This window comes from Lawsonibacter faecis, from assembly GCF_014287675.1.
Taxonomy (GTDB): domain Bacteria; phylum Bacillota; class Clostridia; order Oscillospirales; family Oscillospiraceae; genus Pseudoflavonifractor; species Pseudoflavonifractor faecis.
Map to the genome: position 1 here is coordinate 1 of NZ_JACOPQ010000012.1, position 25351 is coordinate 25351.

Here is a 25351-nt window from a genome sequence, read left to right on the forward strand (position 1 = left end):
TACCAGATTCCCAAGCGGCGGTTCAGCGGGTTCTACCAGACCGACCTGGACCTGGTGCTGCGGGAGCTGGGGCGCAGGAGCGTGGTGGTGACCGGCGTGGTGACCAATATCTGCGTGCGTTCCACCTGCCACGACGCGTTCTTCCTGGGCTATCAGGTCATCGTGCCCAGGGACTGCGTGCGCGCCACCGGGCCCCGGGAGCAGGAGTCCACCCTCTGGGACATTGAGACCCACTTCGGCACCGTCACCGAGAGCGATCAGATCATTGCAAAACTATAATCTGTAAGATTATACAAAAACCGGCCTTTCTCACACGAGAAAGGCCGGTTTTTACATCTATTGACGCTTTACTTGTCCGTTTTTTCCGTTATACTGTTGTGATGGAAGGGGGCGGGACGGATGCTGGCACTATACCTGTCCATGCTGGAGGATGACGGCGACAAGGCGATATTTACGGAGATCTACGAGCAATACGAGCGAAAAATCTATGCGGTGGCGATGCACCTTACATCCTCGGCCCCAAAGGCGGAGGACGCCGTGCACGACACCATGATTAAGGTTATCAAGCATTTTGACGATGCGAAAAAACTTTTCCGAAAATCCTGTGACGAATTTGATCCCTGGATCGTTACTATAACGAAGAACACAGCGCTGGATATCCTCCGCAAGGAGGGACGCACCACGGAAATGGCGGAGGACTGGGATATGCCCGTGCCCGACAACGTCCACCCGGAGTCGGAGTTCCGGGCCCTGGTGGGGGAGATCCGCGGCATGCCGGAGAAGTACCGGCGGGTCCTGGAGCTGCGGCTGGTGCTGGAGTGGAGCTTCGACGAGATAGGCCGGGAGCTGGACATTGCGGAAAACACCGCCCGGACCAGGTTCCAGCGGGGCCGCATCATGCTGCGGGAGCGATTGGAGGCGATGGGATATAACGATAAAGGAAGGGTCCTGTGACGAGCTGCTCCGCCGCGCTCTGATCGAGGCCGTCCGGGAGGACTGGGCCGATGTTCTGGAGGAGGCCGAAGCGGGGCCGCCGCCCGAGCTTTCGCCCCGGTACTGCCGCCGAAGGCTGAAAATGCTCAACCAGCCCTTTGCCTATTACAAACGCACCACCCGCAGCGCATGGCGGAAGCTGCTGCGCGCCGCCGCCTGCGTCCTGCTGACGGCTTCCCTGGCCTTCGGCGCCCTCATGGCCGCCAGTCCCAGCGCCCGCGCCTGGGTGCAGGAGGTGCTGACACAGTGGCTGGAGACCCATACCTGGTTTATATTTACCGCAAACCCCAACGCCGGAACGGAAACGGGTGAGTGGAAGACGGGGTATCTGCCCGAGGGGTTCCGGCTGGAAAGTGAACGTCCCATGAGCATTATGACAAAGGTGACCTATATTAACGACGAGGGGACGAAAATATTTTTAACCTATGGTCCTGCGGTGTCGGGCGGTTTGGTCGGCTTTGACAACGAACGTAAAGACTATGCAGAGCTAAGCATAAATGGAAACAAGGCTTATTTATTCCGGGCAAATGTACAGGATGATAGGAACAATTTGCTATGGGTGGATAAAGATAATAATATAACATTTAAATTGATGTCCGGTATTGACACCAGTGAGTTAATTCGGATTGCGGAAGGCATTCGAGAGATTGAATCATAAAAAGGAGCACCCTGCAAAAAAATTGCAGGGTGCTCCTTAAATATTGGGATAAAGCGCCAACCCATTGACTGTATATAAATAAAAAATTTTTAAAATCCTGACTTAATTTTGGGTGCTGGTACGTTACATGAACAGAGGCACAAAAAATAATTGTGTCAAATACAGATAGAGAGGACAGATTTCCAATGAAAAAGAGAATCGTATCCCTGACCCTGGCCCTCGCACTTGTGTTTTCCCTCAGCGTGTCCGCATCCGCCGCAGCCCGGTGGGATCAAATTGATGACTGCAATATGTGGCTCGTCTTTTCCGGCTCTACCGCCCTCTGTAATGTAACCATGACTGGTAAGGTCGGCACGAGCATGATGAGAGTGACGGTTTATCTGCAAAAGGAGAAAGCAAGCGGCGGTTACACGAATGTAGAGACCTGGTACGAGGAAGTCCATGGTGCTGAGTTTGAGTTGGACCAGAGCGTAGCAAATTGTTCAAGTGGTAATTACCGCCTTTATATAAGTGCAAGGGTCTATGACTCCAAGGGCAATAGCGAAGGTATGACAGCCGAGACATTTGCAAAATGCTGATGCGCTTAAAGCTCACTAGAAAAGGGCAAAGGTGATTCCAATGGGCTAAGTGCAAAAACGTCATTTACTTAATCTATAGCACAATGTTTATATGTGATAGTAGAGTAAAGGCCGTTTAGTTTTACACAGTATTATCATGAGTATAAAGAAGCGAGTAGACGGTTTGTCAAAATTATTGCACAAAACTGACCCTGTGTGCACAATTCATGTATAGGAGTTTCTTGCATGAAAAAGGGAATTACATTATTTGCTTCTATCTGCTTGGTAATTGGGATGACTGGTATCATGGCTACGGCTACGCGAATTCCGGCTCAAGAAAGCGAGTTTGCAATTTATCTTGAGCAGGAGGAACTATCTACTGCGCTAAGCCACAAGCGGCTTCTTTCAACTGGAGAAGCAGTAACTCCCCGCGCAAATACCTGTGATACGCAAGGACATATTCATGGGTCATCTACTTATGATGTGAAGCACCTTGATGAGATGGAATTTGATGGTCATATTTATGACCAAGTCTGGTCTTACACTTATTGTAAGTGGTGTGATGGCTATATATCTGGGCCCACACTTATTTCTATGACAATAAGAAAGTAAAAGTTAAAGACTGTTCCGCTGTATTGCGTCTTCGGAAAGTAGCTAATAGCACAACTGTGAAAAATTTTAGTACCCCAGTTCGCTTTTATTGCAATAGCGTGGGAAGCATTATGTAAAGACAAACAAATCAAATAAGACAAAGGAAGATGACAAGGAGACGATTCTTTTGTCCTCCTGAAAACAGATGCGGCGGCCATATGGCCGCCGCATCTGTTATGTACGCAAGGGGTAATCCCTGGTGTAGCATTACTCCCTGCCAAAGGAATAGCCGGACAGAGGAAATTAATTGCGTACAAGAATGAACTTTCTTCTGCTGTTTGTAACAAATCGGCGGTCAAAAACGATAATGAAATGAAGGGCATTTTGGGAGCTCGTGAGACCTTACCGACCAGAGAGGCCGGGAGACGGTTTTGAATGCAAATAAGACAAAAGAACCGTCCCCCTTGTCTTGCCCTTGCCTTGTGTCTTGTCATAAATTTGAAAGGTGGTACGAGGATGAAAAAAACTATAACTGCTATAATTGCCGTTATATTATGTGTAGGCATGACAGTTACAGTATCTGCCACTGCATTTCAAGAAGACCAACAGGCTAAGTCTGAAACCATTTATGCAGGAGAATCTATTAAAGAGTATTATGGCGTAAAAACTGCATCTGATGTGTTGTTTATCGGTAATACCCTTCCTGACAAAAATTTTGGGGGATATTATCGTGATGCTGATGGAAACTTAGTGGTAAATATTGTAGGTAGTGTTCCTCGGGATGTATTTGGTTTAAAAGCGGATTTGCAAAACATTAAATTTGTACAAGTAAAATACCCCCTTTCTACATTGGAAAAAATTGTAGATACATTAGTGCCCCATATGAGAGAATATGGGATATCCTTATTAGACGCTAACGATATTACGAATAAGATTGACATTAAATTAAAAGATTTTTCTAATAAAAATATTTCTGCAATTAAAGAATTCCTTAGTATGACACTTACTGCCGAAGAAATCATAGATATGTTGAATTTTATTGATGGAGCCGGTAGTGTTAATCTTTGTCTTGGAGAAAAAATTGATTAAACATCTTTGGTTTTGGTGCAAGAAGATGATAACCGATACACCCGGTAAGAGGGAGAATCTATGGTCAGGCATTTAATGTATCAAAACTTTATTTTCCTTTTCATATTTGGGGGAGGCGTGTCGTTCCTTTATTTTCTCTTACACAAAGGTAATAAATACCGATGGGTCTCAGGGGGTATTGCATCGGCTTGCGCTGTAGTGATTGTGGTTTATTTCCTCCCCTTCAGTGTGCAAATGCCGATGGAATCAGCGGAGAAATTGGGTGGTGTGTCCGTTTACGTTCAGGGAATCAGAGTTGACCTTACCACCGAGCAAAAACAAGAATTGGTGGAGCTTTGTAACGAATTGAAATTCCAGCGCCAAGTTGGGCAACAAAACTTTACCTATGTCGGAGAAAAAATGGCGCAGGTGGTGATTAATGGGGTAGGAAATCACTTATCAGTGTTGTTTTCCATGGAAAAAGACGGATTTAATGGAAATTTCTTATTATACGCAGTTACCGACAAAGTAGACCGTGTATTAAATCCAGAAGCAGTCTTAAACTACTTATACGATTTAGTAGAAGAACAAAAAGACAAGGGGACGGTTTTTTCCCCCTCCTGAAAACAGATGCGGCGGCCATGTGGCCGCCGCATCTGTTTTGTACGCAAGGGGCAATCCCTGGTGTAGCATTACTCCCTGCCAAAGGAATAGCCGGACAGAGAAAATTAATTTCGTAAAAGAATGAACTCTATATTACCGCTTGTAACAAATCAGCAGTTATAAACAATAGTAAAGTAAAGGCGCTTCAGTCTTTTGCGGATACACAGTGACGGGAGGGGACAAACATGATGGCAAAAAAGCGCAATATTTTTATCATGCTGGCTTGTTTTGCGGCAATTGTGGGAATCGCAGCCGCCATAGCCCTTCATGCCGGGGCTGAGAAAGGCGCGTCGTGGGAGCGGGACGGGCTTGTCTCCTGCCCGCACTACAGCCTCCGGCTTCCGCTGAGCAGGGATTATATCCAAAACGACGGCTCCGGCTATTTCTTTGTGGACGAGCGCACTGTCGGCGGTATGAACCGGCTGGAAAAGGGGCTGACGCCCGGGATGGATGAGATCAACTGGGTAACGGCGGAGTATGAAGACCTTGCCGCCCTGGCCCCGGCGGGCGAGACGATGGACGGGGACCTTCGCACGATGGAGCGCGGCCTGAACGCGTTTGGCTTTGATACGACGGATGGGCGGGGGACCGCCATTGACCACGTGTTTGTTGTGGTGGGAAACGGCCTGATCTTCGACTTCTGGGTGTACCGCGACGCCTTTACCGAGGAGGAAATTAAGACGTTTGAAAGCTCCATCGTACTGGGCGGGGAGTGGTCCCGTCAACCGAGCAGCAATCGGTTTATCACGCTCTACCAGCCCGGCGGCAACCGGGAGGGGACCTATCAGCCCAATATCGGAAGCTCCTGGTGCTACCTGTGGGAAGAAAATGAGGATGGTATAACGCTGCTGGAGGTTGTCTCCACCGGCTTCGGCGGGCTGTCCGCGGGGACGGCCCGGGACCCGATATGGTCTCCTGACGGCCAGCGTCTGGTGATTACGGTGGAATCGCTGGACATGACGACGTTTTATTTCCCGCTGGAGCGTTTCCAGGTCGAGGTGCCTTTCCCGAACAATCGAAAAGACCTGCGCATTCCCTTTTATATGTCCCACTGGGAGTTCGACTATACGCTGGCCGACGTGCCCCGGGCGGTATTTTTCCCGCTCAAATGGTCGGATGACAGCGAACAGATCCTTTTCCACTATGCCTGGACGGACAGTGAAGGCCTCAGGCGAAGCGGCAACGCGTGGTTTGTTTTGGACGCGGAGAAGAATCATCAAATTCAACCGGCTTAATTCGGTACTGCCGCAAGGAGAGGGCCGCCGGCCCTCTTCTTGCGGCAGTACCCGTTTTACTGTAACATTATCCCGCGCCAAATCGATAACCGGACAGAGGGAGCCAATCAACATTTCAATCGGGAGGTGGCGGCATGGATTATAATGAGCTGTTCTTCTACCAGAACTACATTTTGCTGATTATGATTGCGGGCGGCATAGGACTGCTCTATTATCTCGTCAACAGCACGAAAAAGCGCTGGTTTGCCGGGGGGCTGGCGCTGGTTTGCGCCGCCGTCACTGTGTGGTACTTCATCCCCTTCCATATGCCGCTGGACACGGAGGGGGCGGGGGAGTTTCCGCCCTGGGCGACCGTGGACTTCGGAGAAACGAGGGTTACGGAGATGAGCGGTGAGCAGGTACGGGAGCTGACGCGCCTGTGCAACGAGCTGGTTTACACCCGTCAGGTGGGAGAGAAGGGCAGCGGGTTTTTCAGCGGCGAGTACGTCTATCTCAACGTATCCGACGGAGCTACCCGCCTTAGCATTTATCTGGCCCTGAATGAGGGCGGCTTTTCACAGTATCCGGGCGTTTACGGGTTCAACGACAGGCACGACCACATCAAAAACCCGGAAGAGCTGACGGCGTATGTGATGTCCCTGCGGGCCCTGGCGCGGCCGGATTAAGACTCCGCGGCGGGTGCGCGGCAGAGAAGGGACGGCGGTCTGGACCGCCGCCCCTTTTCATGTTGCCTCCACCGGGGACGCCTATTGCCCCTCCAGCCCCAGCAGCACCTGGCCTGCGGCGCGGGCGAAGAGCCTGCCGCCGTTAATGGCCTCCTGGAGGGTATTGCCGTGGCAGCCCACCTCCACCAGCAGGGAGCCGGTGGTGAGGTCCTGGTTGTAGACCGAGCTGCGGATGGTGATGGGCCGGGCCAGGGTGGGGTAGAGGGTGTTCATGCTCTTCTGGAGCTTCATGGCCAGGGTCAGGTTCTCGTACCAGTTGGGGTGGTCGCCCCCCTCGGGGCTTCCCAGCACCAGCATGACCTGGGAGGTGGGCTTGCCGTCGATGGTGGTCAGGGCCTTGTAGACCGTGCCGTCCTCCCCAATCAGGGCGTCCCGGTGGACGTCCAGGACGATTTTGATGGAGGGGTACTGCTCCAGGTACTTCTCAATCCCCTCCTTGGAGCGGGTGTAGGAGCCGTTGTAGTGGGGGTAGTCGTAGGTGGTCTCGTCGTGGACCACCGAGAGGCCCATCTCCTCAAAGACCGCCTTCATCTCGTTGCCGATGCGGACCATGTTGCAGTCGGTGTCCAGGGTGCGGCTGTTGTCGGTCTGCTCGTAGACGTCGGTGCCGTCGGGGGTGTAGGCCTCGGTGGCGTGGGTGTGCATGATGAGGACCTGGGGCTCCTGGGCGTCTCCCAGGGTGATGTTCACCGGCGCGGAGGCCAGGGCCGCCGCGTCCACGGGGAGCTTGGTGCGGTTGAAGATGTACACGCCGTCGGCATAGGCGTACCCGTCGGCCGAGGTGGGGATTAGGGTCCGGGCCACGATGTCGTCGGGGGCGGTGGTCACCTGGGGGAGGTTCTGGGGGTCGTCCGGGTCCTCGTGGGCGCTCTGGGAGGACAGGGGGTCCTCCCCGGCCGGGTCGCTGCCCGCGGGCGGAATTTCGGCCTGGCCGCCCCCGCCCTCCAGCCGGGCGGCCACGGCCTTTTCGTTGCTGCGCAGCAGGGCGGACTGGCCCAGAGCCAGGCGGCTCCAGCCGTCCATCACCGAAAGGGGGCCCATGGGCCGGGCCACGTCCCCCAGCTCCGTGCGGAGGAGGGAGGAGATGAAGTCGGGGTCCTCCCCCAGGGCGTGGAACGCGTCGGTGGCCGCGCCCGCGCCCCCCAGAGTCAGCAGGGCCCACACCGCCACCGTCGCCATGAAGAGGGCCGCGCTGCGGCGGAAAACCCGGCCCCACTGAATTTTGTCGCTGCGTTTTTTCATTGCTCTCCCGTCCTTATCTGTCGTGAGTTGTGGGTGTTATCATAGAGAAACATATGCGGCCGGGCGGCAGAGTATGAGCCTGTCCTGCCCGGAATTTATTTTGAAATTCAAAATATGCTTGACATTTTAGGATTCTTCGATATAATAGCTATGCTTTGACACTCAAAAGAACGGAGGGACAGCCATGGATCAGCATGGAGAGGCGCTCAACCGCTTCCTGGTGGAGGTCTTCAACGAGATCCTGAAAACGGAGGAAAACGCCCTGGCCAAGGCGTACAAGGACCTGTCCCTGCGGGAGCTGCACCTCATCGAGGAGGTCTGCCGCGCGGCGGACGAGGGCCGGGACAACCGGGCCACCGCCATCGCCGCCGCCCAGCGGGTCACGGCGGGCACCCTCACCACCGCCGTCTCCCTGCTGGAGAGGAAGGGCTACCTGGAGCGCCGGCGGGACGAGCGGGACAAACGGGTGGTGCGCATCCTCCCCACCGCCAGGGCCAGGGAGGCCGACGCGCGCCATGCCAGATTCCACGAGGAGATGGTGGCGGATATCCTGGAGACCCTCACCGAGGAGGAGACCGTGATCTTCGTCCGGGCCCTGGGCAGTGTGTCCGCCTTCTTCCGGGCCAAGCACAAGGAGACCATGTAGGGGCCCCGGCGGGTCCACAGCCATTATAATAAGGTAGAATAAGGAGACCGTACTTTATGATCCGTATCGTGACTGACAGCACCAGCGACCTGTCCAGGGAGCGCCGGGAGGAGCTGAACATCGAGTCCCTGCCTCTCTCCGTCCACTTCGGGGAGGAGACTTTCCGGGACGGCGTGGACATCACCAACCGGGAGTTTTACGAGCGCCTGGCCCGGGTGGAGACCCTGCCCACCACCGCCCAGGTGAACCCCGAGGAGTTCGCCGCCCTCTTCCGCAAGTACCTCGACCAGGGGGACGAGGTGGTCGGCATCTTCATCTCCGGGGCCATGTCGGGCACCTGCCAGAGCGCGGCCATCGCCAGGGACATGGTGGACGGCGAGGCGCATATCTTTATCGTGGACTCCCACACCGTAACCTTTGCCCTGGGGCTGCTGGTGGAGACCGCCGTCCTCCTGCGGGACCAGGGACTCTCCGCCCGGGAGATCGCCGCCCGAATTGAGGAGCTCTCCGGACGGACGCGGCTGCTGGCCGTGGTGGATACCCTCAAATACTTGAAGATGGGCGGGCGCATCCGGGCGGCCACCGCCGTGGTGGGCGGACTGCTGGGCATCTCCCCCATCATCACCATTGAGAACGGACTGGTGGAGTCCATCGGAAAGGCCCGGGGCCGGAAGGCCGCCTTCCAGTGGATTGAGCGGCGCATGGAGAGCGAGCAGCCCGATCTCTCCCTCCCTGTCTCCTTCGGCCACTCCAACTCCCCCGAGGCGATGGCGGAGTGCCAGGCCTATTTTGCCGACAGGGTCGCCGGGGCCGCCGTTCTGGGCATGGATATCGGCAGCGTCGTGGGCACTCATGTGGGGCCCGGCGCGACAGGAATTGTCTACTTTGTAAAGCGGTAAGAACAGGCGCGGAGCCCCATGTGCCCACGACGCCGCGCGCATACGCGCCAAGCGTTTCGGCGCGTGTAAGCGCGCCGAAACCTTGATGCCGGGGCAATTTACTTGCCCCGGACAGATAAAAAAGAGGTTTCCGTCAGCGCAGCGGGAAACGTATATTTGATAAAAAAGTAAACGGAAGTCCGGAGGAACGAATATGCGTTTCCTCCGGACTTGTTTATCTATGCAGGCCGGGCCACCCAAAGCCATGCGCTTATTTTTTGAGTCTGAAAAGAGACGCGGCATGCCGGGTCCAGGAAATTCTTATCTGCCTTTCATGTAATTTTAAGACTCCCGGAAGGATTTTTTTATGGGCTGCGTGCTAAGATATAGTCACAAAGAAAAACAAGGAGGCGTTCTTCATGAACGAACCGAAAAGACTGTATCGTGTGGAGCAGGGTAAAATCCTGGCCGGCGTCTGCGGCGGCGTCGCCGAGTATTTCAATATTGATCCCAGCATCGTCCGCATCATCTGGGCGGCCCTCTTCTTTGCCGGCGGAATCGGCTTCTGGCTCTATCTGGTCTGCGCCTTTGTAGTGCCGAAAAAGAGCGACGCCTATCCCGGATACTAAAAATCCGTTGATATAGTGTGAATACCGCGCTTCATTCCCCTTCTAAAAAACGATTGGACCTGCATTTTGCAGGTCCAATCGTTTTTTCTCACCGGTTTTGTGTTATACTCATATTGGTTTTAAAAGAGGGGCGTGATGGGATGAGCTATTATCATAAGGTATACGACCTGGTGGCCCGCATCCCCCGGGGCAAGGCGGCCAGCTACGGGCAGCTGGCCCTGATGACGGGCAGCCCCCGGGCGTCCCGGGCGGTGGGATACGCCCTGCGGGCCTGCAGGGACCCGGAGCTCCCCTGCCACCGGGTGCTTCGCGCGGACGGCTCCACCACCTGCGCCTTCGGGCCCGGCGTCCAGCGCGCCATGCTGGAGGCGGAGGGCGTGGCATTTACCGAGGACGGGCGGGTGGATTTTTCCGTCAGTCGGTGGGACGGGACCTGATGGACGGAAGAGGGCCTGCCCGTTTGAAACAGCATATGAAAAACCCGCCCGGCATCGCCCGGGCGGGTTTTTGTGTATCGTATGGTTATACTAGGCGGGAAAGCTCAATTGCCCTCTGACGGGGTGGCTGGAAGTTCCTCATAAGATCCGGTATATGGTGTAAAGTACGGCCTGCCAGTGTTGGGATTATTGCCATGGACACGTTCCAGAATCTGCTCAACTGTGCTTCCACCAACAGCCCAGGAGTCCTGCCCTGTGCCGGCCCAGTTCATGCATTGATACCAACGCTGCTCATCCGGCTCGTAAATAAATCGGGCCGCCCATTGCCATTTCCCTTTAAGCTCACACTCGGGAACCGCCAAAGTGGCATAGATCAGAGGGCGCCTGTTCGTATCACCTGTATTATAATAAGGCTGAATGTAGTAGTCTGTTCCGTCGACGCGGAGAATAGGCCAGGCGTTGCCGTTCTGCTCGTAGAATGTTTTCCGGAGGTCGTCGTTGGTCTCTTTGGGGTTCTTATTCAGTAAGTCCTGGTAGGCGTCAGTAACTTGCTGGGGAATTGTCTGTGAGTGGAGGCGGCAGTTGACGGTAATCTGCAGATTGCCCTCCCCGCTGGCAGTAATCTTATAGACTTCGCCTGAGGGGCATTTGATACCTGATTCATCGGCAATTTCCTGCAGCTCGTTGCGGGTGAGCACGGCGTCGCTGCCCATCTGCTCATAGATAAGCTGGTGGGCCAGGGACGTGCGGTTGCTGAGACAGGCGGCCTCCTCCGCACGGCGGGTAGCGGCGGAGAAGACGGGAATGGCGATGGCGGCCAGAACTCCGATGATGGCGATGACCACCAGAAGCTCGGCCAGGGTGAAGCCCCGGCGCTCTCTACAATTCTTCACGGTTTTCGCCCCATTCCCGCCAAAATGTATCCATATTATACTACGAAGTTTCCGGGGTGTAAAGCAAGGCTTGGCGAGTAAATTCCTTGCGTTTTAGTAGGGAACATGATAAGATACCACTGCATAAATCACCAAATATTAGGGAGCGTTCATACACATGATAGATTTCATAGCGCCGGAACTGAGCGACAAACCCTGGGTGGACGACCTGCTCCGGCGGGCGGACTACCGCGGCTGCGAGTATAATTTTACCAATCTCTTCGTCTGGAAGGATGCCTACCGCCACGAGCTGGCCCGGATAGACAGCTTCCTGCTGGCCCACCTGTGCGGCGGGCTGGGCTGCAGCTACCTCTACCCCGCGGGCAGCGGGGATGTGCGGCCGATCATCCTGGCCCTGAAGGAGGAGGCGGACCGCCGGGGACAGCCTCTGCGGCTGGTCTGTCTCACCCCCCGCCAGATGGAGGAGCTGGACCGCCTGTTTCCCGGGAAATTTATTTACGAGGCAGACCGGGACGGGTACGACTACCTTTACGAGATCGACCGGCTGGCCGACCTGCCGGGTAAAAAGCTGCACAACAAGCGCAACCACATCAGCCGCTTTTTGGATAATAACCCATCCTGGGTCTATGAGGAGATCACGCCGGAGAGCCTGCCCGAGTGCCTGGAGATGGACAAGGAGTGGTACCGCCGCAGCATGATCCGGGAAGGGGCCGCCGAGGAGCGGGACCTGGGGGACGAGGGCCGCGCACTGCGCCTGGCCATGGCGCACTACCACGAGCTGGGCCTGGAGGGCGGTCTCATCCGGGTGTACGGCGAGGTGGTGGCCTTCACCATGGGGGACGTCCTCTCCTCCGACACCTTCGACGTCCACTTTGAGAAGGCCTACGGCGAGCTCCAGGGCGCCTACGCCCTCATCAACCGGGAATTTGCGAGGTGGGTCCGGGCGCGCCATCCGGGGATTAAGTACCTCAACCGGGAGGATGATATGGGCGTGGAGGGCCTGAGAAAGGCCAAGGAGTCCTACTATCCCGACCTGATGGTGGAGAAGCACAGCGCCGTATGGAGAGAGGACTGAGGCCCCGCGACAGGGAACCGGACGCCGCCCCTACCTTATAATAGGTGCATTAGAGCGGGTGCGCCTCAAACATTCAGACGGAAGGCCCGGTGAGGACCATGATTGAAATGCGCCCCTCCAAGCCGGAGGAGCTGAGCCGGCAGCGGGAGCTGTGGAAGCTGGCCTTCGGCGACAGCGACGGGTATATCGACCTCTTCTATCAAACGGCCGCCGGCCCGGAGGACGTTCTGGTCCTTCTGGAGGACGGCGTGGTCTATAGTATGCTGGCCCTGCCGGCAGTGGAGCTGGCGCTGCCCGACGGCGATACGGCCAGCTCCGCCTATGTCTACGCGCTGGCCACCGACCCGGCGGCCCGGGGCCGGGGTTACGGGCGGATGCTCCTGCGCTATGTGGACTTCTATCTGCGGGAGCGGGGCGTGGACTGCGTCACCGTGGTTCCTGCGGAGAAGAGCCTCCACAAATTTTTTGCCTCGGTGGACTTCGCCGAGTGCTTTACCGCCTCGTGGACGGACCTGCCGGCCGGTGAAATCGGAGCGCCCGCCCCGGGGGACGCCATCGAGGCGGCGGATGCGGCGGCGTATGACGCCCTGCGGGAGCGGCTGCTGGAGGGCGTCTTTCATGTCAGGTACGGCGGCGGCCTGCTCGCCTTCCAGGCAGGGGTGTCCCGGCTGAGCGGCGCGGGACTGTACCGGCTCCGGGTGGACGGCAGAGAGGGCTGCGCTGCGGCGGAGTACGACGGCAGCCGCCTGATTCTCAAGGAGCTGCTTCTACCGCCCGGACTCCTGGGCCGGGGTCTGGCCCTGGTGAAGGAGCGGCTCCCCGCCGGGACGTACCAGGCGCGTGGACCCTACAGCGCCTCTGAGCTGGGTGAGACGCGGAGCTTCGGGATGCTCAAGTGGCTCAACGCCGTTTTCGGCCTCAAATGGCGGGGGGCCGGGGACGGATATCTGGGCCTGGCATTCGACTGACTTCGGGGAAATACGAGCCGGGCAACAAGCGGCGGGACATATGTCAGATGTCCCGCCGCTTTTGAATTTGCATATTTCAAAGACGCAAAATGCATTTTATCAAAGTAGCGCAGAAAAGGGATAAAGCAAATATTGTTTCAAAATTTATGTATATTGTTTCGGAATTCCCTGGGCCGCGGGCGAATAAAGATGGAAACAACGCATGACGTGGACAGTTGTTTTCCGTTGCCGAAGCTTTTTGAGGACAGCATGGCGCAAATATGTACTTGTGATGCGGACACATGCAAGAAATGACGGCGCTTCCATCAATTCCGTGGCCGTTAACCCTTGACTGGGTGACTGTTTTGCGATAAAATAAACGAACCGTTTTATGGGGTTGGACGGGCCGTACCCGCCCCCCTGGGATATACAGAGCATTTGAATGATTAGGAAGTGAAGAGATGGTAAAGTACACCATAAAGCGCGTCCTCATGGCGGTTTTAACGGTGTTCATCGTGGCGTGCATCACCTTTTTTCTGATGAACGCCGCGCCGGGCAACCCCTGGCTGGCAGAGAAGACGCCCCCCCAGTCCGTCATTGACGCCCTGAACGAGAAGTACGGCCTGGACAAGCCGCTCCCCGAGCAGTTTGCCAAGTATATGAACAACCTGATCCACGGCGACTTCGGCGTGTCCATCAAGACACAGAAGAACCGCCCTGTCATGGATATCATTGTGGAGAAATTCCCCCTCTCCGCACAGCTTGGTATTATGGCCGTGGCCTGGGCCGTGGTGGTGGGCGTGCCGCTGGGCTGCCTGGCGGCCTATAAGCGCGGCAAGCTCATCGACAGCATCCTGCGGGTGGTCTGCACCCTGGGCGTATCGCTGCCGGGCTTTGTGGTGGCCTCGGTGCTGTTGGTGGTGTTCTGCGGAGGAATAGAATCACTCAATTTCTTTCCGGGCACCTTCTCGCCGGCAAACGGCATACGGGGCTATATTCTGCCCTGCTTCTGCCTGGGGCTGTACCCCATGTGCTATATTGCCCGGCTGACCCGGTCGTCCATGCTGGACGCCATCAACCAGGAGTATGTGAAGACCGCCCGGGCCAAGGGTCTGAAGACCGGCAAGATTATCTTCAAGCACGCCCTGCGCAACGCCCTGATTCCGGTTATCACCTACCTGGGCCCCCTGACCGCCTTTACTCTGTGCGGCGGCTTCGTGGTGGAGAAGGTGTTCGGCATTCCGGGCCTTGGTAAATTCTTTGTCCAGAGCGTTCAGGCATTGGACTATCCTCTGATTATGGGCACGGTTATCTTCCTGGCCACCTTTATCGTGTTCATGAACCTGATGGTGGATCTCCTCTACAAGGTGGTCGACCCCCGCATCAATCTGGCCAAGGGAGGGAACTGAGCCGTGGCGGATAAAAAAGTGAAGCACAGCCCCATCGGCTCACTGCAGCCCAAAATCGACGACATCCTGGAGTGGAACAACCTGGACTTCACCCCCGCCACCAAGGAGGAGAAGGAGGACTTCATCCAGCAGCGCAAGAGCGTGTCCTACTGGCGCGACGCCTGGCGGCGCCTGCGCAAGAACACCGTGGCCATGGTGGCCATGTGCGTGCTGATTGTCATCGTCCTGTTCGGCTTCCTGGGCCCCGTGCTGGTGCCCTATGGATATGAGGAGTTCAACAAGGGCGCGGAGAACCTGCACCCCTGGCACTATACCCTGGAGGACCAGGCACGGGTGAACGCCGTTATTGAGGAGCGCACCGGCTCCGCCGCCCTGGACCCGGAGGAGGCGGTGGCCCAGGCCATCGCCGAGGCCGAGGCCAAGGGCGAGACCCTCAGCGCCGTGCAGCAGGCCAAGATCCGCGCCAACGCCAAGGCGGCTGCGGAGAAGGCCGCCACCGAGGGCAGCGAGGGCCTCTCCACCAAGGAAGAGGACGTCAGGGCCGAGCTGGGCGTCAAGGCCAAGCTGGGCGGCTACTCCAATAACGAGCTGCAGCGGATCGCCAATGGCGAGAAGGTCTTCCCCCACCTGTTCGGCACCGACAAGTTTGGCCGCGACATCATGGTCCGCGTCATGATCGGTACCCGCGTCTCCATGATCGTGGGCGTCTGCGCCGCTCTGCTGGTGCTGGTCATCGGCGCGCTCTACGGGTCCATCTCCGGCTATGCCGGCGGCATGGTGGATACCGTGATGCAGCGCATCGTGGAAGTGATTTACTCCATTCCCGAGGTGCTGGTCATTCTGCTCCTGGCGGCCATGCTCAGCCCGGTGATTCAGGAATACTCCAGTTCGGGGGGGCTGCTGTCCGGCCTCACCACCGTGCTGGGCGCCAACCTCATCAGTATGTTTATCGCCTTCGGCATTCTCTACTGGGTGGGTATGAGCCGCATTATCCGCGGCCAGGTCCTCCAGATTAAGCAGCAGGAGTACGTCACCGCCGCCCGCGCCCTGGGCGCGTCCAGCGGCCGCATTATCCGCCGTCACCTGCTGCCCAACTGCATCGGCCAGATCGTGGTCACCACCTGCCTGCAGATCCCCTCGGCCATCTTCCTGGAGTCCTTCCTCTCCTTCCTGGGCGTGGGCGTCAACGCCCCCATGACCAGCCTGGGCTCCATGGCCTCCGAGGCGCTGCAGGGCCTCTACAGCTACCCCTACCGCCTGCTGTTCCCCGCCATTATCCTGAGCGTGATGATCCTCTCCTTCAACCTGTTCGGCGACGGCCTGCGGGACGCGCTGGATCCGCGCCTGAAGAAATAAGGGAGGAGGAGATATTATGGAACAGAATACCAATACCCTGCGCGACGACCTGGTGGTCGAGGCCCCCAAGGACGGCAAGCTCCTGGAGGTCAAGGATCTGCGCGTCTCCTTCTTCACCCCCGCCGGCGAGGTCAAGGCCGTGGGCGGCATCTCCTACGACCTGAACTACGGCGAGGTCATGGGCATCGTGGGCGAGTCCGGCTCCGGCAAGAGCGTGGAGGCCTACTCCATCATCGGCCTGCTCCAGTCCCCCGGCAAGGTCATCGGCGGCTCCATCTCCTTTGAGGGTCAGGACGTGCTGGCCAAGAGCAAGGAGGAGATGACCGACTTCCGCGGCAGGGAGGTTGCGATGATCTTTCAGAACCCCATGACCTGCCTCAACCCCGTCTACACCGTGGGAAATCAGCTTGTGGAGGCCCTCCGCGCCCACGATAAGTCCATCTCCGCCGAGGATGCCAAGAAGCGCGCCATGGAGATGATGGAGCTGGTCGGCATCAACAACGTGGCCAGACGTATGCGGCAGTACCCCCACGAGTTCTCCGGCGGCATGCGCCAGCGCGTCATGATCGCCATGGGCCTCATCTGCCACCCCAAGCTGCTGATTGCGGACGAGCCCACCACTGCCCTGGACGTGACCATTCAGGCCCAGATCCTGGAGCTGATGAAGGAGCTGCAGAAGAAGACCCACATGGGCATCGTCTTCATCACCCACAACCTGGGCGTTGTGGCCGAAATCTGCGATAAGGTCAGCGTCATGTACGCGGGCAAAATTGTGGAGCAGGGCCCTGTCAACGACATTTTCTATACCCCGGGCCACCCCTATACCGTCGGACTGCTGCGCTCCATGCCCCGGGTGGACGCCGACAGCTACGAGCGGCTGATCCCCATTGAGGGCACCCCCGTGGACATGCTCAATCCCCCCGAGGGCTGTCCCTTTGCACCCCGGTGCGAGCACGCCATGAAGGTCTGCCTGCAGAAGATGCCTCCCTACGTGGAGCTGGGCGACGGGCACCGCTCCGCCTGCTGGCTGCGGGTGCAGGAGCAGGTAAACGCGAAGAAGGAGGCGGGCACAAATGACTGACGATATCCTCCTTCGGGTAGAAAACCTGAAGAAATACTTTAAGGTCAAGGGGACCAGGGGCCCCGGTGTCCAGGCGGTTGAGGACGTATCCCTCTTCATCCGCCGGGGCGAGACCCTGGGCCTGGTGGGCGAGTCCGGCTGCGGCAAGACCACCCTGGGCCGCACCATCCTCCGCCTGCACGAGCCCACCTCCGGCCGTATTACCTACGGCAACGAGGTGATCTACGAGCGCGGGATGCTGGACGAGAAGGGCGTGCCCACCGGCAAAAAGACGGCCGTCAATATGCTCCCCTACCGCCGGAAGATGCAAATCATCTTCCAGGATCCCTCCGCCTCCCTGGACCCCCGCATGACCGTGGGCGAGATTATCGGCGAGGCCATCGACATCCACAAGCTTGCCAAGAGCAAGGCCGAACGCACCGAGATCATCAAGGATCTGCTGGCGCGGGTGGGCCTGAACACCGAGCACGCCAACCGTTACCCCCACGAGTTCTCCGGCGGCCAGCAGCAGCGCGTGGGCATAGCCCGCGCACTGGCGGTAAAGCCTGAGTTTATCGTCTGCGACGAGCCAATCTCCGCCCTGGACGTGTCCATCCAGTCCCAGGTGGTGAATATGCTGGAGGATATGCAGGAGGAGCTGGGGCTCACCTATCTCTTCATCGCCCACGACCTGTCCGTCGTGCGCCACATCTCCGACCGTATTGGCGTGATGTACCTGGGCTCCCTGGTGGAGCTGGGCGAGAGCTATGAGCTGAACAAGAACCCCCTCCACCCCTACACTAAGACCCTCCTCTCCGCCGTGCCCGTACCCGACCCGGAGGTCTCCAAGGCACGCCAGCGTATTGTGCTGGAGGGAGATATCCCCTCCCCCATGAATCCCCCCACGGGCTGCCGGTTCCATACCCGCTGTCCCTATGCCACCGACAAGTGCAAGGAGGCCGTGCCCGAGTTCAAAGAGCACGCCCCCGGCCACTGGGCTGCCTGCCACCTGTTGGACTGAGGCGGGGGTGTGCTCTTTCCCAAGTGTTTCGGACCGTCCCCCGCCGGACCGAAACCTTGATGCCGGGCGGGTTCATTCCGCCCAGGCAGATTTAAAAAATTGGGGTCTCCGCAAAGCCTGAGCTTTGCGGGGAAGCGCGCCCCCGGCCACTGGGCCGCCTGCCACCTGTTGGACTGAGGCGGGGGAGTGCTCTTTCCCAAGCGTTTCGGACCGTCCCCCGCCGGGCCGAAACCTTGATGCCGGGCGGATTCAGTCCGCCCAGGCAGATAAAAAGAACTGGGGTCCCGCAGGCGGGCGGGGTGTGTCCCTGGAACAAGGGCAATGTGCCGCCGTCGGAGCGCTGTTTTCCCTGACCGATTCTCCCCCGCTGCACACCGTTTCCGGGCCGCCCTGGGGGCGGTCCTACATAGGCTTAAAAAGTCACAGCGCGTAAATTGTGTAATACTTTGGAAACAATTTGCTTTACATTATAAAAGCGCCGTGGTATAATGACCGCACACAGTGTTGCTTCTGCGACGGACAAGTGTAGTCCGTCGGTGTCTGTCGAAAAATGCGCATGCGCATTTTTTATGTTCCCCTAGGGGAACAAGGGTAATTATCCGTTTGTGTATCACGCCACGAGAGCGTAACGATACAAAATGATTTGGGAGGTAAGTAAAGCAATGAAGAATTGGAAGAAGCTGTTGTCTCTGCTTCTCGCCGGCGTTATGTGCGTCGGCCTGCTGGCCGGCTGCGCCACCAAGCCCACCGGCGAGAGCACTCCCCCCAGCGTGGAACCCACCGCAAGTGAGCCCGTCGACAGCGCCGAGCCCAGCGTGGAGCCCACCCCCGCCGGCGACGAGTTCAATATGGCCGTCTGCCTGGCCTCCGAGCCCCAGAGCATCGACCCCGCCCTCAACTCCGCGGTTGACGGCGCCATCATGCTCAACCATTTCTTTGAGGGCCTCATGAAGTGGGGCGACAGCGGCAACGCTGTGCCCGATACCACCGGCATGAACTATGCCGCTCTGGTTCCCGGCCAGGCCGCCGGCGAGCCCGAGAAGACTGACAACGGCGACGGCACCGTCACCTACACCTTCAAGATCCGTGACGACGCCATGTGGTCCGACGGCAAGCCCGTCACCGCCGGCGACTTCGTCTACACCTGGCAGCGCCTCGCCACTCCCGCCACCGCCGCCGACTACTGCTATATGATCGACATGGTCAAGGGCTATGCCGCCATCAACGGCGGTACTCCCGTGCTGGACGCCAACGGCAAGCAGCAGTATGTGGATGCCGACGGCAACGTGGTAGCCGTTGAGCTGGACGCCGACGGCAATCCTGTGGGTGAGCTTCCCGAGGGCGTGAAGGCCGACATGGACTATGCCGATCCCTCCACCCTGGGCGTCTCCGCTCCCGACGACAAGACCTTCGTGGTGGAGCTGACCTACGACTGCCCCTACTTCATGGAGATTTGTGCTTTCCCTGCCACCTATCCCGTCCGTGAGGACATTGTCACCGCCGACCCCGACAACTGGACCCGCGACATCAACACCTACGTCTCCAACGGCGCGTGGAAGATGAGCGAGTGGGTGCACGACTCCTATATCAAGGCCGTGCCCAACGAGTACTACTACGACGCTGCCAACCTGGGTCCCGATGTCATCACCTTCCAGCTGATGGAGGACCAGAACGCCATGCTGGCCAACTACCGCTCCGGCGATCTGCAGTTCATCGAGGATATGCCCGTCGACGAAATCCCCGCCCTCCTCGCCTCTGACGAGCTGAAGATCGTGGACTATATCGGCACCTACTATGTCTGCTACCAGGTCCAGAAGGCCCCCTTCGACGATCCCAGAGTCCGCAAGGCCTTTACCCTGGCCATCGACTCCAAGTATATCGTGGAGCAGGTTACCCAGACCGGCCAGGTCCCCGCCACCGGCTTCGTGCCCGCCGGCGTCTATGACGCTGCCGGCGCCAACGGCGATGACTTCCGCACCACCGGCGGCGACTACTGGGAGGCTCCCCTGACCGACGAGATCTACGAGAAGAACTGCGAGGAGGCCCGTCAGCTCCTGGCCGACGCCGGCTATCCCAATGGCGAGGGCTTCCCCGTCGTCACCTATCTGTACAACACCTCCGACGCTCATAAGGCCGTCGGCGAGGCGCTGCAGCAGATGTGGCAGACCGCTCTGGGCGTCACCGTCGATCTCCAGAACCAGGAGTGGAACGCCTTCCTGGAGACCCGTAAGCGCGGCGAGTACTCCATCGCCCGTAACGGCTGGATCGCCGACTACAACGACCCCATCTCTTTCCTGGATATGTGGTACACCGACGGCGGCAACAACGACGCCCAGTACAGCCGTGCTGAGTACGACGCCGCTATCGACCGCGCCAAGGCGACCGCCGATCCCGCCGAGCGTATGAAGGCCATGCACGAGGCCGAGGATATGATCATCGGTGAAGACTGGGCGCTGGGTCCCATCTACTTCTACACCCAGAAGTATATGATGGATCCCAGCATCAGCGGCGTGTTCTATACGCCTCTGGGCTACTTCATCTTTGGCTACGCTCAGAAGGGCTGAGCCGGACTAGACTCCGCACTGCTGAAGGGCGCGGGAGGCAATGCCTCCCGCGCCCTTTTTCCGTCCGGCGTTCTCCGCCCGGCCGGGGTGTTGTCAAAATGCACTAGAATGAATATTCATGCAGATGTTTTTGGAATATTACCACAAAAATTCAAAAAAGACTTGCAATATGCGTGAATGGAGTGTATAATTCAGACAATCACAAATCCCAAACCGATATTGAGGAGAGAATGAATATGAAAACCTGGAAAAAAGTCCTTGCGCTTGGCCTCGCCCTGGGCCTGAGCGTTACCCTGATGACCGGCTGTGCCAACAGTGAGACGCCCTCCGGCGGCGACGCGGGCGCCCCGTCCGTCTCCCCCAGCGCCAGCCAGGGCGCCGAGCCCGCCGCCACCGGCCCCGCCGCCTGGACCTCCGTAGACGACCTGAAGGGCGCTAAAATAGCCGTTCAGGAGGGTACCACCGGCAATGACGTAGCTGCAGCCATCGATGGTGCCACCGTCTCTGCCTTTAAGGCTGCCACCGCCTGCGCCATTGAGCTGATGAATGGCCGTGTGGACTGTGTGGTTATCGACACCAACCCCGCCAAGGCACTGGTGGCCGCCAATCCCGACAAGCTGATGCTTCTTGATTTCCCCGCCAGCGAGGAGAGCGAGACCTACGCTATCGCCACTCAGAAGAACGATGCCGGCGCCGATCTGGCCGCTGAGTTTAACACCGCTATGAAGACCCTGAAGGACAACGGCACCTTTGATGCCCTGGTGAGCGTATACATCTCCAAGGAGGAGGATGCAACCCTCCCCGAGCTCAAGCCGGTTGAGAACTCCAAGGGCACCTTGGTGATGGGCACCAACTGCGAGTTTGAGCCCTTCGAGTACCTGACCAGCGCGGGGGAGCCCACCGGTTTTGACGTGGACTTCGTCAAGTACCTCTGCGCTGAGATGGGCTATGAGGTCACTGTGGAGAATATGGACTTCGACGCACTCATCCCCGCCCTCCAGTCCGGCCGGATCGATTTCATTGCCGCCGGTCTGACCCGGAACGATGAGCGTGAGCAGAACGCCAACTTTACCGACGGCTACTACGACGCCGTCCAGTCCATCATTGTGCAGAAGTAAGCGTTTCCTGGAAGCGATTCACGCAGTCAGCCTGCGCCGCTGAAGCGGCGCAGGCTTCCGCGCGCTTTACAAAGAGAAAGGTGGCGGTTCCACTGTTCAACGGTCTTGCCGATTTCGGCACAAAACTCTACCAGGCGTTTCTCTTTGAGGATCGCTGGAAGCTCTATCTGGGCGGCCTGGGAAATACCCTGGCCATTACTCTGGGAGCGATCTGCATCAGTACCGTCTTCGGTATGGTGCTCTGTCTGATGCGCCTTTCCAAGCACCAGGTTCTCCGCTGGCCCGCCCAGGCGTACATAGACATCATACGGGGTATCCCCGTGGTGGTGCAGCTTCTTATTATGTATAACGTGGTCCTGCTGAACGTCACCGACAACAAAATGGTGGTCGCCATCATTGCATTTGGAGTGAACTCCTCGGCGTATATGGCGGAAATATACCGCTCAGGAATCAACGCGGTGGACTCGGGACAGATGGAGGCAGGGCGATCACTGGGCCTCAGTCGCGCCCAGACCATGTGGCATATCATTTTTCCACAGGCAATTAAAAACTGCCTTCCCACTTATACCAGCGAATTCATTGTTCTGGTAAAGGAGACTGCCGTAGTGGGCTATATTGCCCTGGTGGATCTGACCAAGGTCTACTCCTCCGTTCAGAGCCTGACCTATGATGCGACGGCGCCGCTCCTGATCATTGCGGTCGCATACTTCATCATCACCAAGACCCTCGCCTTGATTTTCGCACATATGGAAAGGAGGCTGCAGGCAAGTGATCGACGTTGAACACCTGAGCAAAGCCTTCGGCAGCCACCTAGTCCTGGACGACATCACCGAGCACATCGATCAGGGAGAAAAGGTGGTTATTATCGGCCCGTCCGGGTCCGGCAAGTCCACCTTTCTGCGCTGCCTCAATCTGCTGGAGAACCCCACCAAGGGCAAAATCATTTTTGAGGGCACCGTCGTCAACGACAGAAAGACCGATATCAACGCCGTCCGGCGGCAGATGGGCATGGTCTTCCAGCACTTTAACCTCTTTCCCAACATGACCATCCGCAGGAACATCACCCTGGCCCCCGTACAGACCAAGCTGATGAGCCAGGAGGAGGCCGACAAGACCGCCATGGCCCTCCTGGACCGGGTGGGTCTCAAGGATAGGGCGGAGAGCTACCCCGCCCAACTCTCCGGCGGCCAGAAGCAGCGCATTGCCATCGTCCGCGCCCTGGCCATGAAGCCCAAGCTGATGCTTTTTGACGAGCCCACCTCCGCCCTGGATCCCGAGATGGTGGGCGAGGTGCTGGAGGTCATGAAGGAACTGGCCCACGAGGGCATGACCATGGTGGTGGTCACCCACGAGATGGGATTTGCCCGCGAGGTGGGCACCCGTGTCCTCTTTATGGACGGCGGCAAGATTCTGGAGCAGAACACCCCCCAGGAATTCTTCGCCAATCCCAGGGAACAGCGCACCATTGATTTTCTCTCCAAAGTGTTGTAGATGTGAAAAGAGTCCCCCGGCTCCCAATTTGGGAGCCGGGGGACTCTTTCGATCACAAAGGGCCGGCGGTAAACGATACCAGAGGGACAGAACCATCAGCCCTGGGGTAAGGCCCTGCCGCGCCCCGATTTCCATTGACTCGGGGACTCTTTGGACCGTCTCATTCCTGCACAGCCGCCTCAGCGCTCAGAAGCCCGGCGGCGCGCTGCATCCTCTCCCGGCAGAAATGATTGAACAGGGCGATGCACCGCCCGATTGCCACCATGGCCACCAGGGTGCCCGGCCCGATGCCCACAACCGTCCGGGCGGCAATCAGGCCAAGGGCTGTGGAGGCCACCACACAACACAGGTCCACCACATTTTTCCCAAAGCCGAGGCCCCGGCGGAGGGCCTCCCCCGCCGCCTTTGCCATGCCGTCGGGGGGGCTGGGGACCAGCTGCATATTCACAATCATGGCCGCGCCTACCCCGGTGAGGACCACAGAGCCTGTCAGCAGAAGGATTTTCTGCCACAGGGTGGGGGCGTCCAGCCCCAGCGGAGCGGCGAGGGCGTCATACCCGGCGATAAAGACGTTGAGCAGAAGGCTGAACACCAGAGAGAAGGGAATCTGCAGGAGCACCGTCCAGGTCCGCCGCCTGCCCAGCAGGAGCAGCTCCACGGCCAGGAAAACCAGGTATACCCCGAAGGTGGCGAGTCCGAAGTCGATCTTCCAGATGGACGAAATAGCGTAGGCCGGGGAGATAATGGGGGAGACGCCCAGCAGCGCCTTGGTGCTGAGGACGTTGCCCACCGCCAGGGTTACGATGCCCCCCAGGTAGAAGCCGAGCCTGTAGAGCTGTTCCCGCTTCATCTCCTCAGCTCACCTCTTAAATCCAAATTCCGCTGCCGCGGCGTCCAGCCGCTCCATAGCCGCAGTAAGGCACTGCCGGGGGCAGGCCAGGTTGATGCGCTCGAAGCCCGCGCCGCCCGTGCCGAAGAGATACCCCTCGTCCAGGTAGAGCTGGTGCTCCACCATGAAGCGCTCCAGCTCCGCCGGTTCCAGCCCCAGACTGTTGAAGTCCGCCCATAGGAGATAGGTGCCCTCCAGGGGATAGACGGTTACGGAGGGGAATTTTTCGGCCATAAAATTTTTACAGTAATCATAATTGCCCCGGATGACCTCCAGAAGCGCCTCCAGCCAGGGCTCCCCCTGCTCATAGGCGGCCCGGGTAGCCGCCAGGCCGAAGTAGTTGGTGTACTCCCCTGTATAGCCCACCACCTTGCCCGTTAGCCTGGCGCGGAGGTCCGGGTCGGATACGATGATGTTGGCGGTCACCAGTCCGGCCAGATTGAAGCTCTTGCTGGCGGAGGTTCCCACGATGCACTCCCGGGCGGCGGGGCCGTCCAGGGCCGCGAAAGGGATATGTACGCTGCCGGGGTGGACAAAGTCGGCGTGGATCTCGTCGGAGAAGACGGTGACGCCGTTGGCGGCACAGATATCGGCCGCCGCCTGGAGCTCCCGCCGGGTCCACACCCGGCCCACCGGATTGTGGGGGGAGCAGAGGAAGAACACCTTGGCCTCGCTCCGGCGGGCCAACGCCTCAAGCCCCTCCAAATCCATCTCGTAGCGGCCGTCTTTCACCCGGAGCGGATTCTCCAGCACCCGGCGGCCCGTAGAGGTCACAACGGCCCGGAAGGGCGGGTAGACGGGGGGCTGGATGATCACCGCGTCACCGGGCGCTGTGAGGGCGTGAAGGGCAAGGTTCATGGCCGGGACCACGCCGTAGGTCTGGAATATCCAGGTCGGCTCCACCGCCCAGCCGTGGCGGCGGTCCATCCAGGCGCACACCGCGTCTCTGTAGGAGCTGTCCGCCACAGTATAGCCGTATATGCCGAAGTCGGCGGCCTCCTTCAGCGCGGCGGTGATCTCCGGAGCCGCGGGAAACTCCATATCCGCGATGGAATAGGGGGCCAGGTCGGGGTTATCCACAGCCTGCCGCTCAAATGTGGACCATTTCTCCGCGCCGATGCCCCTGCGGGGCTTGAAGGTTGTAAAGTCGTACATGGTTTTGCACCTCTGTGTTTAAAGTCGGGAAAGAATGGGGGAAGCTCAGCG

Annotated in this window: 27 protein-coding genes; 23 read left to right on the top strand and 4 right to left on the bottom strand. The window is 58.3% G+C overall.

The window, feature by feature from the left end:
- The 9 genes from H8S62_RS13675 to H8S62_RS13715 form a co-directional block, all read left to right on the top strand.
- Positions 1 to 279: cysteine hydrolase family protein (locus tag H8S62_RS13675; protein ID WP_186918755.1), on the top strand; the 279-nt coding region annotated here is incomplete at its 5' end.
- 120 nt (positions 280 to 399) lie between these two features.
- On the top strand, positions 400 to 954 hold the full coding sequence (locus tag H8S62_RS13680) for an RNA polymerase sigma factor (RefSeq protein ID WP_186919851.1): 555 nt from the start codon (positions 400 to 402) through the stop codon (positions 952 to 954).
- A gap of 121 nt (positions 955 to 1075) precedes the next feature.
- A complete protein-coding gene (locus tag H8S62_RS13685) occupies positions 1076 to 1651 on the top strand; it encodes a DUF4367 domain-containing protein (protein ID WP_186919853.1) in 576 nt (191 codons plus the stop codon).
- 185 nt (positions 1652 to 1836) lie between these two features.
- Positions 1837 to 2229 (top strand): hypothetical protein, encoded by a 393-nt coding sequence (locus tag H8S62_RS13690; protein ID WP_155148500.1) that lies wholly within the window; start codon positions 1837 to 1839, stop codon positions 2227 to 2229.
- 225 nt (positions 2230 to 2454) lie between these two features.
- A complete protein-coding gene (locus tag H8S62_RS13695) occupies positions 2455 to 2820 on the top strand; it encodes a hypothetical protein (protein WP_186919854.1) in 366 nt (121 codons plus the stop codon).
- Positions 2821 to 3315: 495 nt separating this feature from the next.
- Positions 3316 to 3888 (top strand): hypothetical protein, encoded by a 573-nt coding sequence (locus H8S62_RS13700; RefSeq protein ID WP_186919856.1) that lies wholly within the window; start codon positions 3316 to 3318, stop codon positions 3886 to 3888.
- Between the two features lie 60 nt (positions 3889 to 3948).
- A complete protein-coding gene (locus tag H8S62_RS13705; RefSeq protein WP_186919858.1) occupies positions 3949 to 4491 on the top strand; it encodes a hypothetical protein in 543 nt (180 codons plus the stop codon).
- A gap of 224 nt (positions 4492 to 4715) precedes the next feature.
- Entirely contained in the window at positions 4716 to 5765 is a 1050-nt protein-coding gene (locus tag H8S62_RS13710; RefSeq protein WP_186919860.1) for a hypothetical protein, read from the top strand.
- 134 nt (positions 5766 to 5899) lie between these two features.
- Entirely contained in the window at positions 5900 to 6430 is a 531-nt protein-coding gene (locus H8S62_RS13715) for a hypothetical protein (protein WP_155148490.1), read from the top strand.
- Positions 6431 to 6511: 81 nt separating this feature from the next.
- Here H8S62_RS13715 and spoIIP read toward each other — a convergent pair whose 3' ends face one another.
- Positions 6512 to 7732: a stage II sporulation protein P gene (spoIIP, locus tag H8S62_RS13720; protein WP_186919862.1), complete on the bottom strand. Its 1221-nt coding sequence runs from the start codon at positions 7730 to 7732 to the stop codon at positions 6512 to 6514.
- Positions 7733 to 7916: 184 nt separating this feature from the next.
- Here spoIIP and H8S62_RS13725 point away from each other — a divergent pair, with 184 nt between their 5' ends.
- The 4 genes from H8S62_RS13725 to H8S62_RS13740 all read left to right on the top strand — a co-directional run bounded on the left by H8S62_RS13725 (position 7917) and on the right by H8S62_RS13740 (position 10322).
- Positions 7917 to 8378 carry a MarR family winged helix-turn-helix transcriptional regulator gene (locus H8S62_RS13725; RefSeq protein ID WP_186919864.1) on the top strand — a complete coding sequence of 154 codons (462 nt, stop codon included), beginning with the start codon at positions 7917 to 7919 and terminating at the stop codon, positions 8376 to 8378.
- A 56-nt stretch (positions 8379 to 8434) separates the two neighbouring features.
- A complete protein-coding gene (locus H8S62_RS13730; RefSeq protein WP_186919866.1) occupies positions 8435 to 9277 on the top strand; it encodes a DegV family protein in 843 nt (280 codons plus the stop codon).
- Positions 9278 to 9675: 398 nt separating this feature from the next.
- Positions 9676 to 9885, top strand: coding sequence for a PspC domain-containing protein (locus H8S62_RS13735; RefSeq protein ID WP_155148482.1), 210 nt, complete (start codon positions 9676 to 9678; stop codon positions 9883 to 9885).
- 140 nt (positions 9886 to 10025) lie between these two features.
- Positions 10026 to 10322 (top strand): MGMT family protein, encoded by a 297-nt coding sequence (locus H8S62_RS13740; RefSeq protein ID WP_155148480.1) that lies wholly within the window; start codon positions 10026 to 10028, stop codon positions 10320 to 10322.
- Between the two features lie 104 nt (positions 10323 to 10426).
- On the opposite strand, the gene H8S62_RS13745 is transcribed toward H8S62_RS13740, so the two are convergent.
- Positions 10427 to 11215 carry a prepilin-type N-terminal cleavage/methylation domain-containing protein gene (locus H8S62_RS13745; protein WP_186919868.1) on the bottom strand — a complete coding sequence of 263 codons (789 nt, stop codon included), beginning with the start codon at positions 11213 to 11215 and terminating at the stop codon, positions 10427 to 10429.
- A 157-nt stretch (positions 11216 to 11372) separates the two neighbouring features.
- On the opposite strand from H8S62_RS13745, the gene H8S62_RS13750 reads away from it, so the two are divergent.
- The 10 genes from H8S62_RS13750 (at position 11373) to H8S62_RS13795 (ending at position 23256) form a co-directional block, all read left to right on the top strand.
- Positions 11373 to 12290: a DUF2156 domain-containing protein gene (locus tag H8S62_RS13750; RefSeq protein WP_186919870.1), complete on the top strand. Its 918-nt coding sequence runs from the start codon at positions 11373 to 11375 to the stop codon at positions 12288 to 12290.
- Between the two features lie 98 nt (positions 12291 to 12388).
- A complete protein-coding gene (locus H8S62_RS13755; protein ID WP_186919872.1) occupies positions 12389 to 13258 on the top strand; it encodes a GNAT family N-acetyltransferase in 870 nt (289 codons plus the stop codon).
- A gap of 440 nt (positions 13259 to 13698) precedes the next feature.
- The gene (locus tag H8S62_RS13760) at positions 13699 to 14646 is read left to right on the top strand and encodes an ABC transporter permease (protein WP_155148474.1); all 948 of its coding nucleotides are present in this window, start codon (positions 13699 to 13701) and stop codon (positions 14644 to 14646) included.
- A 3-nt stretch (positions 14647 to 14649) separates the two neighbouring features.
- Entirely contained in the window at positions 14650 to 16002 is a 1353-nt protein-coding gene (locus H8S62_RS13765; RefSeq protein WP_173023849.1) for an ABC transporter permease subunit, read from the top strand.
- 16 nt (positions 16003 to 16018) lie between these two features.
- The gene (locus H8S62_RS13770) at positions 16019 to 17083 is read left to right on the top strand and encodes an ABC transporter ATP-binding protein (protein ID WP_186919874.1); all 1065 of its coding nucleotides are present in this window, start codon (positions 16019 to 16021) and stop codon (positions 17081 to 17083) included.
- Positions 17076 to 18083, top strand: a complete 1008-nt coding sequence (locus H8S62_RS13775) for an ABC transporter ATP-binding protein (protein ID WP_155148470.1) — start codon at positions 17076 to 17078, stop codon at positions 18081 to 18083. Before H8S62_RS13770 ends, H8S62_RS13775 begins: the two co-directional genes overlap by 8 nt.
- A gap of 662 nt (positions 18084 to 18745) precedes the next feature.
- A complete protein-coding gene (locus H8S62_RS13780) occupies positions 18746 to 20647 on the top strand; it encodes a peptide ABC transporter substrate-binding protein (RefSeq protein ID WP_155148468.1) in 1902 nt (633 codons plus the stop codon).
- A 236-nt stretch (positions 20648 to 20883) separates the two neighbouring features.
- On the top strand, positions 20884 to 21765 hold the full coding sequence (locus H8S62_RS13785) for a transporter substrate-binding domain-containing protein (RefSeq protein ID WP_243141817.1): 882 nt from the start codon (positions 20884 to 20886) through the stop codon (positions 21763 to 21765).
- Positions 21766 to 21845: 80 nt separating this feature from the next.
- Complete coding sequence (locus H8S62_RS13790) at positions 21846 to 22547, top strand: amino acid ABC transporter permease (RefSeq protein WP_256286248.1); 702 nt, start codon at positions 21846 to 21848, stop codon at positions 22545 to 22547.
- Positions 22534 to 23256 (top strand): ATP-binding cassette domain-containing protein, encoded by a 723-nt coding sequence (locus H8S62_RS13795; protein ID WP_173023848.1) that lies wholly within the window; start codon positions 22534 to 22536, stop codon positions 23254 to 23256. The genes H8S62_RS13790 and H8S62_RS13795 overlap by 14 nt, the downstream gene beginning before the upstream one ends.
- A 160-nt stretch (positions 23257 to 23416) precedes the next feature.
- Here the strand turns inward: H8S62_RS13795 and H8S62_RS13800 are convergent, their stop codons facing one another.
- Positions 23417 to 24106: a YczE/YyaS/YitT family protein gene (locus H8S62_RS13800; RefSeq protein ID WP_186919876.1), complete on the bottom strand. Its 690-nt coding sequence runs from the start codon at positions 24104 to 24106 to the stop codon at positions 23417 to 23419.
- 9 nt (positions 24107 to 24115) lie between these two features.
- Positions 24116 to 25300: a MalY/PatB family protein gene (locus tag H8S62_RS13805; RefSeq protein ID WP_155148462.1), complete on the bottom strand. Its 1185-nt coding sequence runs from the start codon at positions 25298 to 25300 to the stop codon at positions 24116 to 24118.
- Between the last annotated feature and the right edge of the window lie 51 nt (positions 25301 to 25351).

Excerpts from the sequence above, each read along its gene's own strand:
- H8S62_RS13680 (WP_186919851.1), top strand. The coding sequence starts at position 400 with ATGCTGGCACTATACCTGTCCATGCTGGAGGATGACGGCGACAAGGCG.
- H8S62_RS13685 (WP_186919853.1), top strand. The coding sequence starts at position 1,076 with ATGCTCAACCAGCCCTTTGCCTATTACAAACGCACCACCCGCAGCGCA.
- H8S62_RS13690 (WP_155148500.1), top strand. The coding sequence starts at position 1,837 with ATGAAAAAGAGAATCGTATCCCTGACCCTGGCCCTCGCACTTGTGTTT.
- H8S62_RS13695 (WP_186919854.1), top strand. The coding sequence starts at position 2,455 with ATGAAAAAGGGAATTACATTATTTGCTTCTATCTGCTTGGTAATTGGG.
- H8S62_RS13700 (WP_186919856.1), top strand. The coding sequence starts at position 3,316 with ATGAAAAAAACTATAACTGCTATAATTGCCGTTATATTATGTGTAGGC.
- H8S62_RS13705 (WP_186919858.1), top strand. The coding sequence starts at position 3,949 with ATGGTCAGGCATTTAATGTATCAAAACTTTATTTTCCTTTTCATATTT.
- H8S62_RS13710 (WP_186919860.1), top strand. The coding sequence starts at position 4,716 with ATGATGGCAAAAAAGCGCAATATTTTTATCATGCTGGCTTGTTTTGCG.
- H8S62_RS13715 (WP_155148490.1), top strand. The coding sequence starts at position 5,900 with ATGGATTATAATGAGCTGTTCTTCTACCAGAACTACATTTTGCTGATT.
- spoIIP (WP_186919862.1), bottom strand. The coding sequence starts at position 7,732 with ATGAAAAAACGCAGCGACAAAATTCAGTGGGGCCGGGTTTTCCGCCGC.
- H8S62_RS13725 (WP_186919864.1), top strand. The coding sequence starts at position 7,917 with ATGGATCAGCATGGAGAGGCGCTCAACCGCTTCCTGGTGGAGGTCTTC.
- H8S62_RS13730 (WP_186919866.1), top strand. The coding sequence starts at position 8,435 with ATGATCCGTATCGTGACTGACAGCACCAGCGACCTGTCCAGGGAGCGC.
- H8S62_RS13735 (WP_155148482.1), top strand. The coding sequence starts at position 9,676 with ATGAACGAACCGAAAAGACTGTATCGTGTGGAGCAGGGTAAAATCCTG.
- H8S62_RS13740 (WP_155148480.1), top strand. The coding sequence starts at position 10,026 with ATGAGCTATTATCATAAGGTATACGACCTGGTGGCCCGCATCCCCCGG.
- H8S62_RS13750 (WP_186919870.1), top strand. The coding sequence starts at position 11,373 with ATGATAGATTTCATAGCGCCGGAACTGAGCGACAAACCCTGGGTGGAC.
- H8S62_RS13755 (WP_186919872.1), top strand. The coding sequence starts at position 12,389 with ATGATTGAAATGCGCCCCTCCAAGCCGGAGGAGCTGAGCCGGCAGCGG.
- H8S62_RS13760 (WP_155148474.1), top strand. The coding sequence starts at position 13,699 with ATGGTAAAGTACACCATAAAGCGCGTCCTCATGGCGGTTTTAACGGTG.
- H8S62_RS13770 (WP_186919874.1), top strand. The coding sequence starts at position 16,019 with ATGGAACAGAATACCAATACCCTGCGCGACGACCTGGTGGTCGAGGCC.
- H8S62_RS13775 (WP_155148470.1), top strand. The coding sequence starts at position 17,076 with ATGACTGACGATATCCTCCTTCGGGTAGAAAACCTGAAGAAATACTTT.
- H8S62_RS13780 (WP_155148468.1), top strand. The coding sequence starts at position 18,746 with ATGAAGAATTGGAAGAAGCTGTTGTCTCTGCTTCTCGCCGGCGTTATG.
- H8S62_RS13785 (WP_243141817.1), top strand. The coding sequence starts at position 20,884 with ATGAAAACCTGGAAAAAAGTCCTTGCGCTTGGCCTCGCCCTGGGCCTG.
- H8S62_RS13800 (WP_186919876.1), bottom strand. The coding sequence starts at position 24,106 with ATGAAGCGGGAACAGCTCTACAGGCTCGGCTTCTACCTGGGGGGCATC.
- H8S62_RS13805 (WP_155148462.1), bottom strand. The coding sequence starts at position 25,300 with ATGTACGACTTTACAACCTTCAAGCCCCGCAGGGGCATCGGCGCGGAG.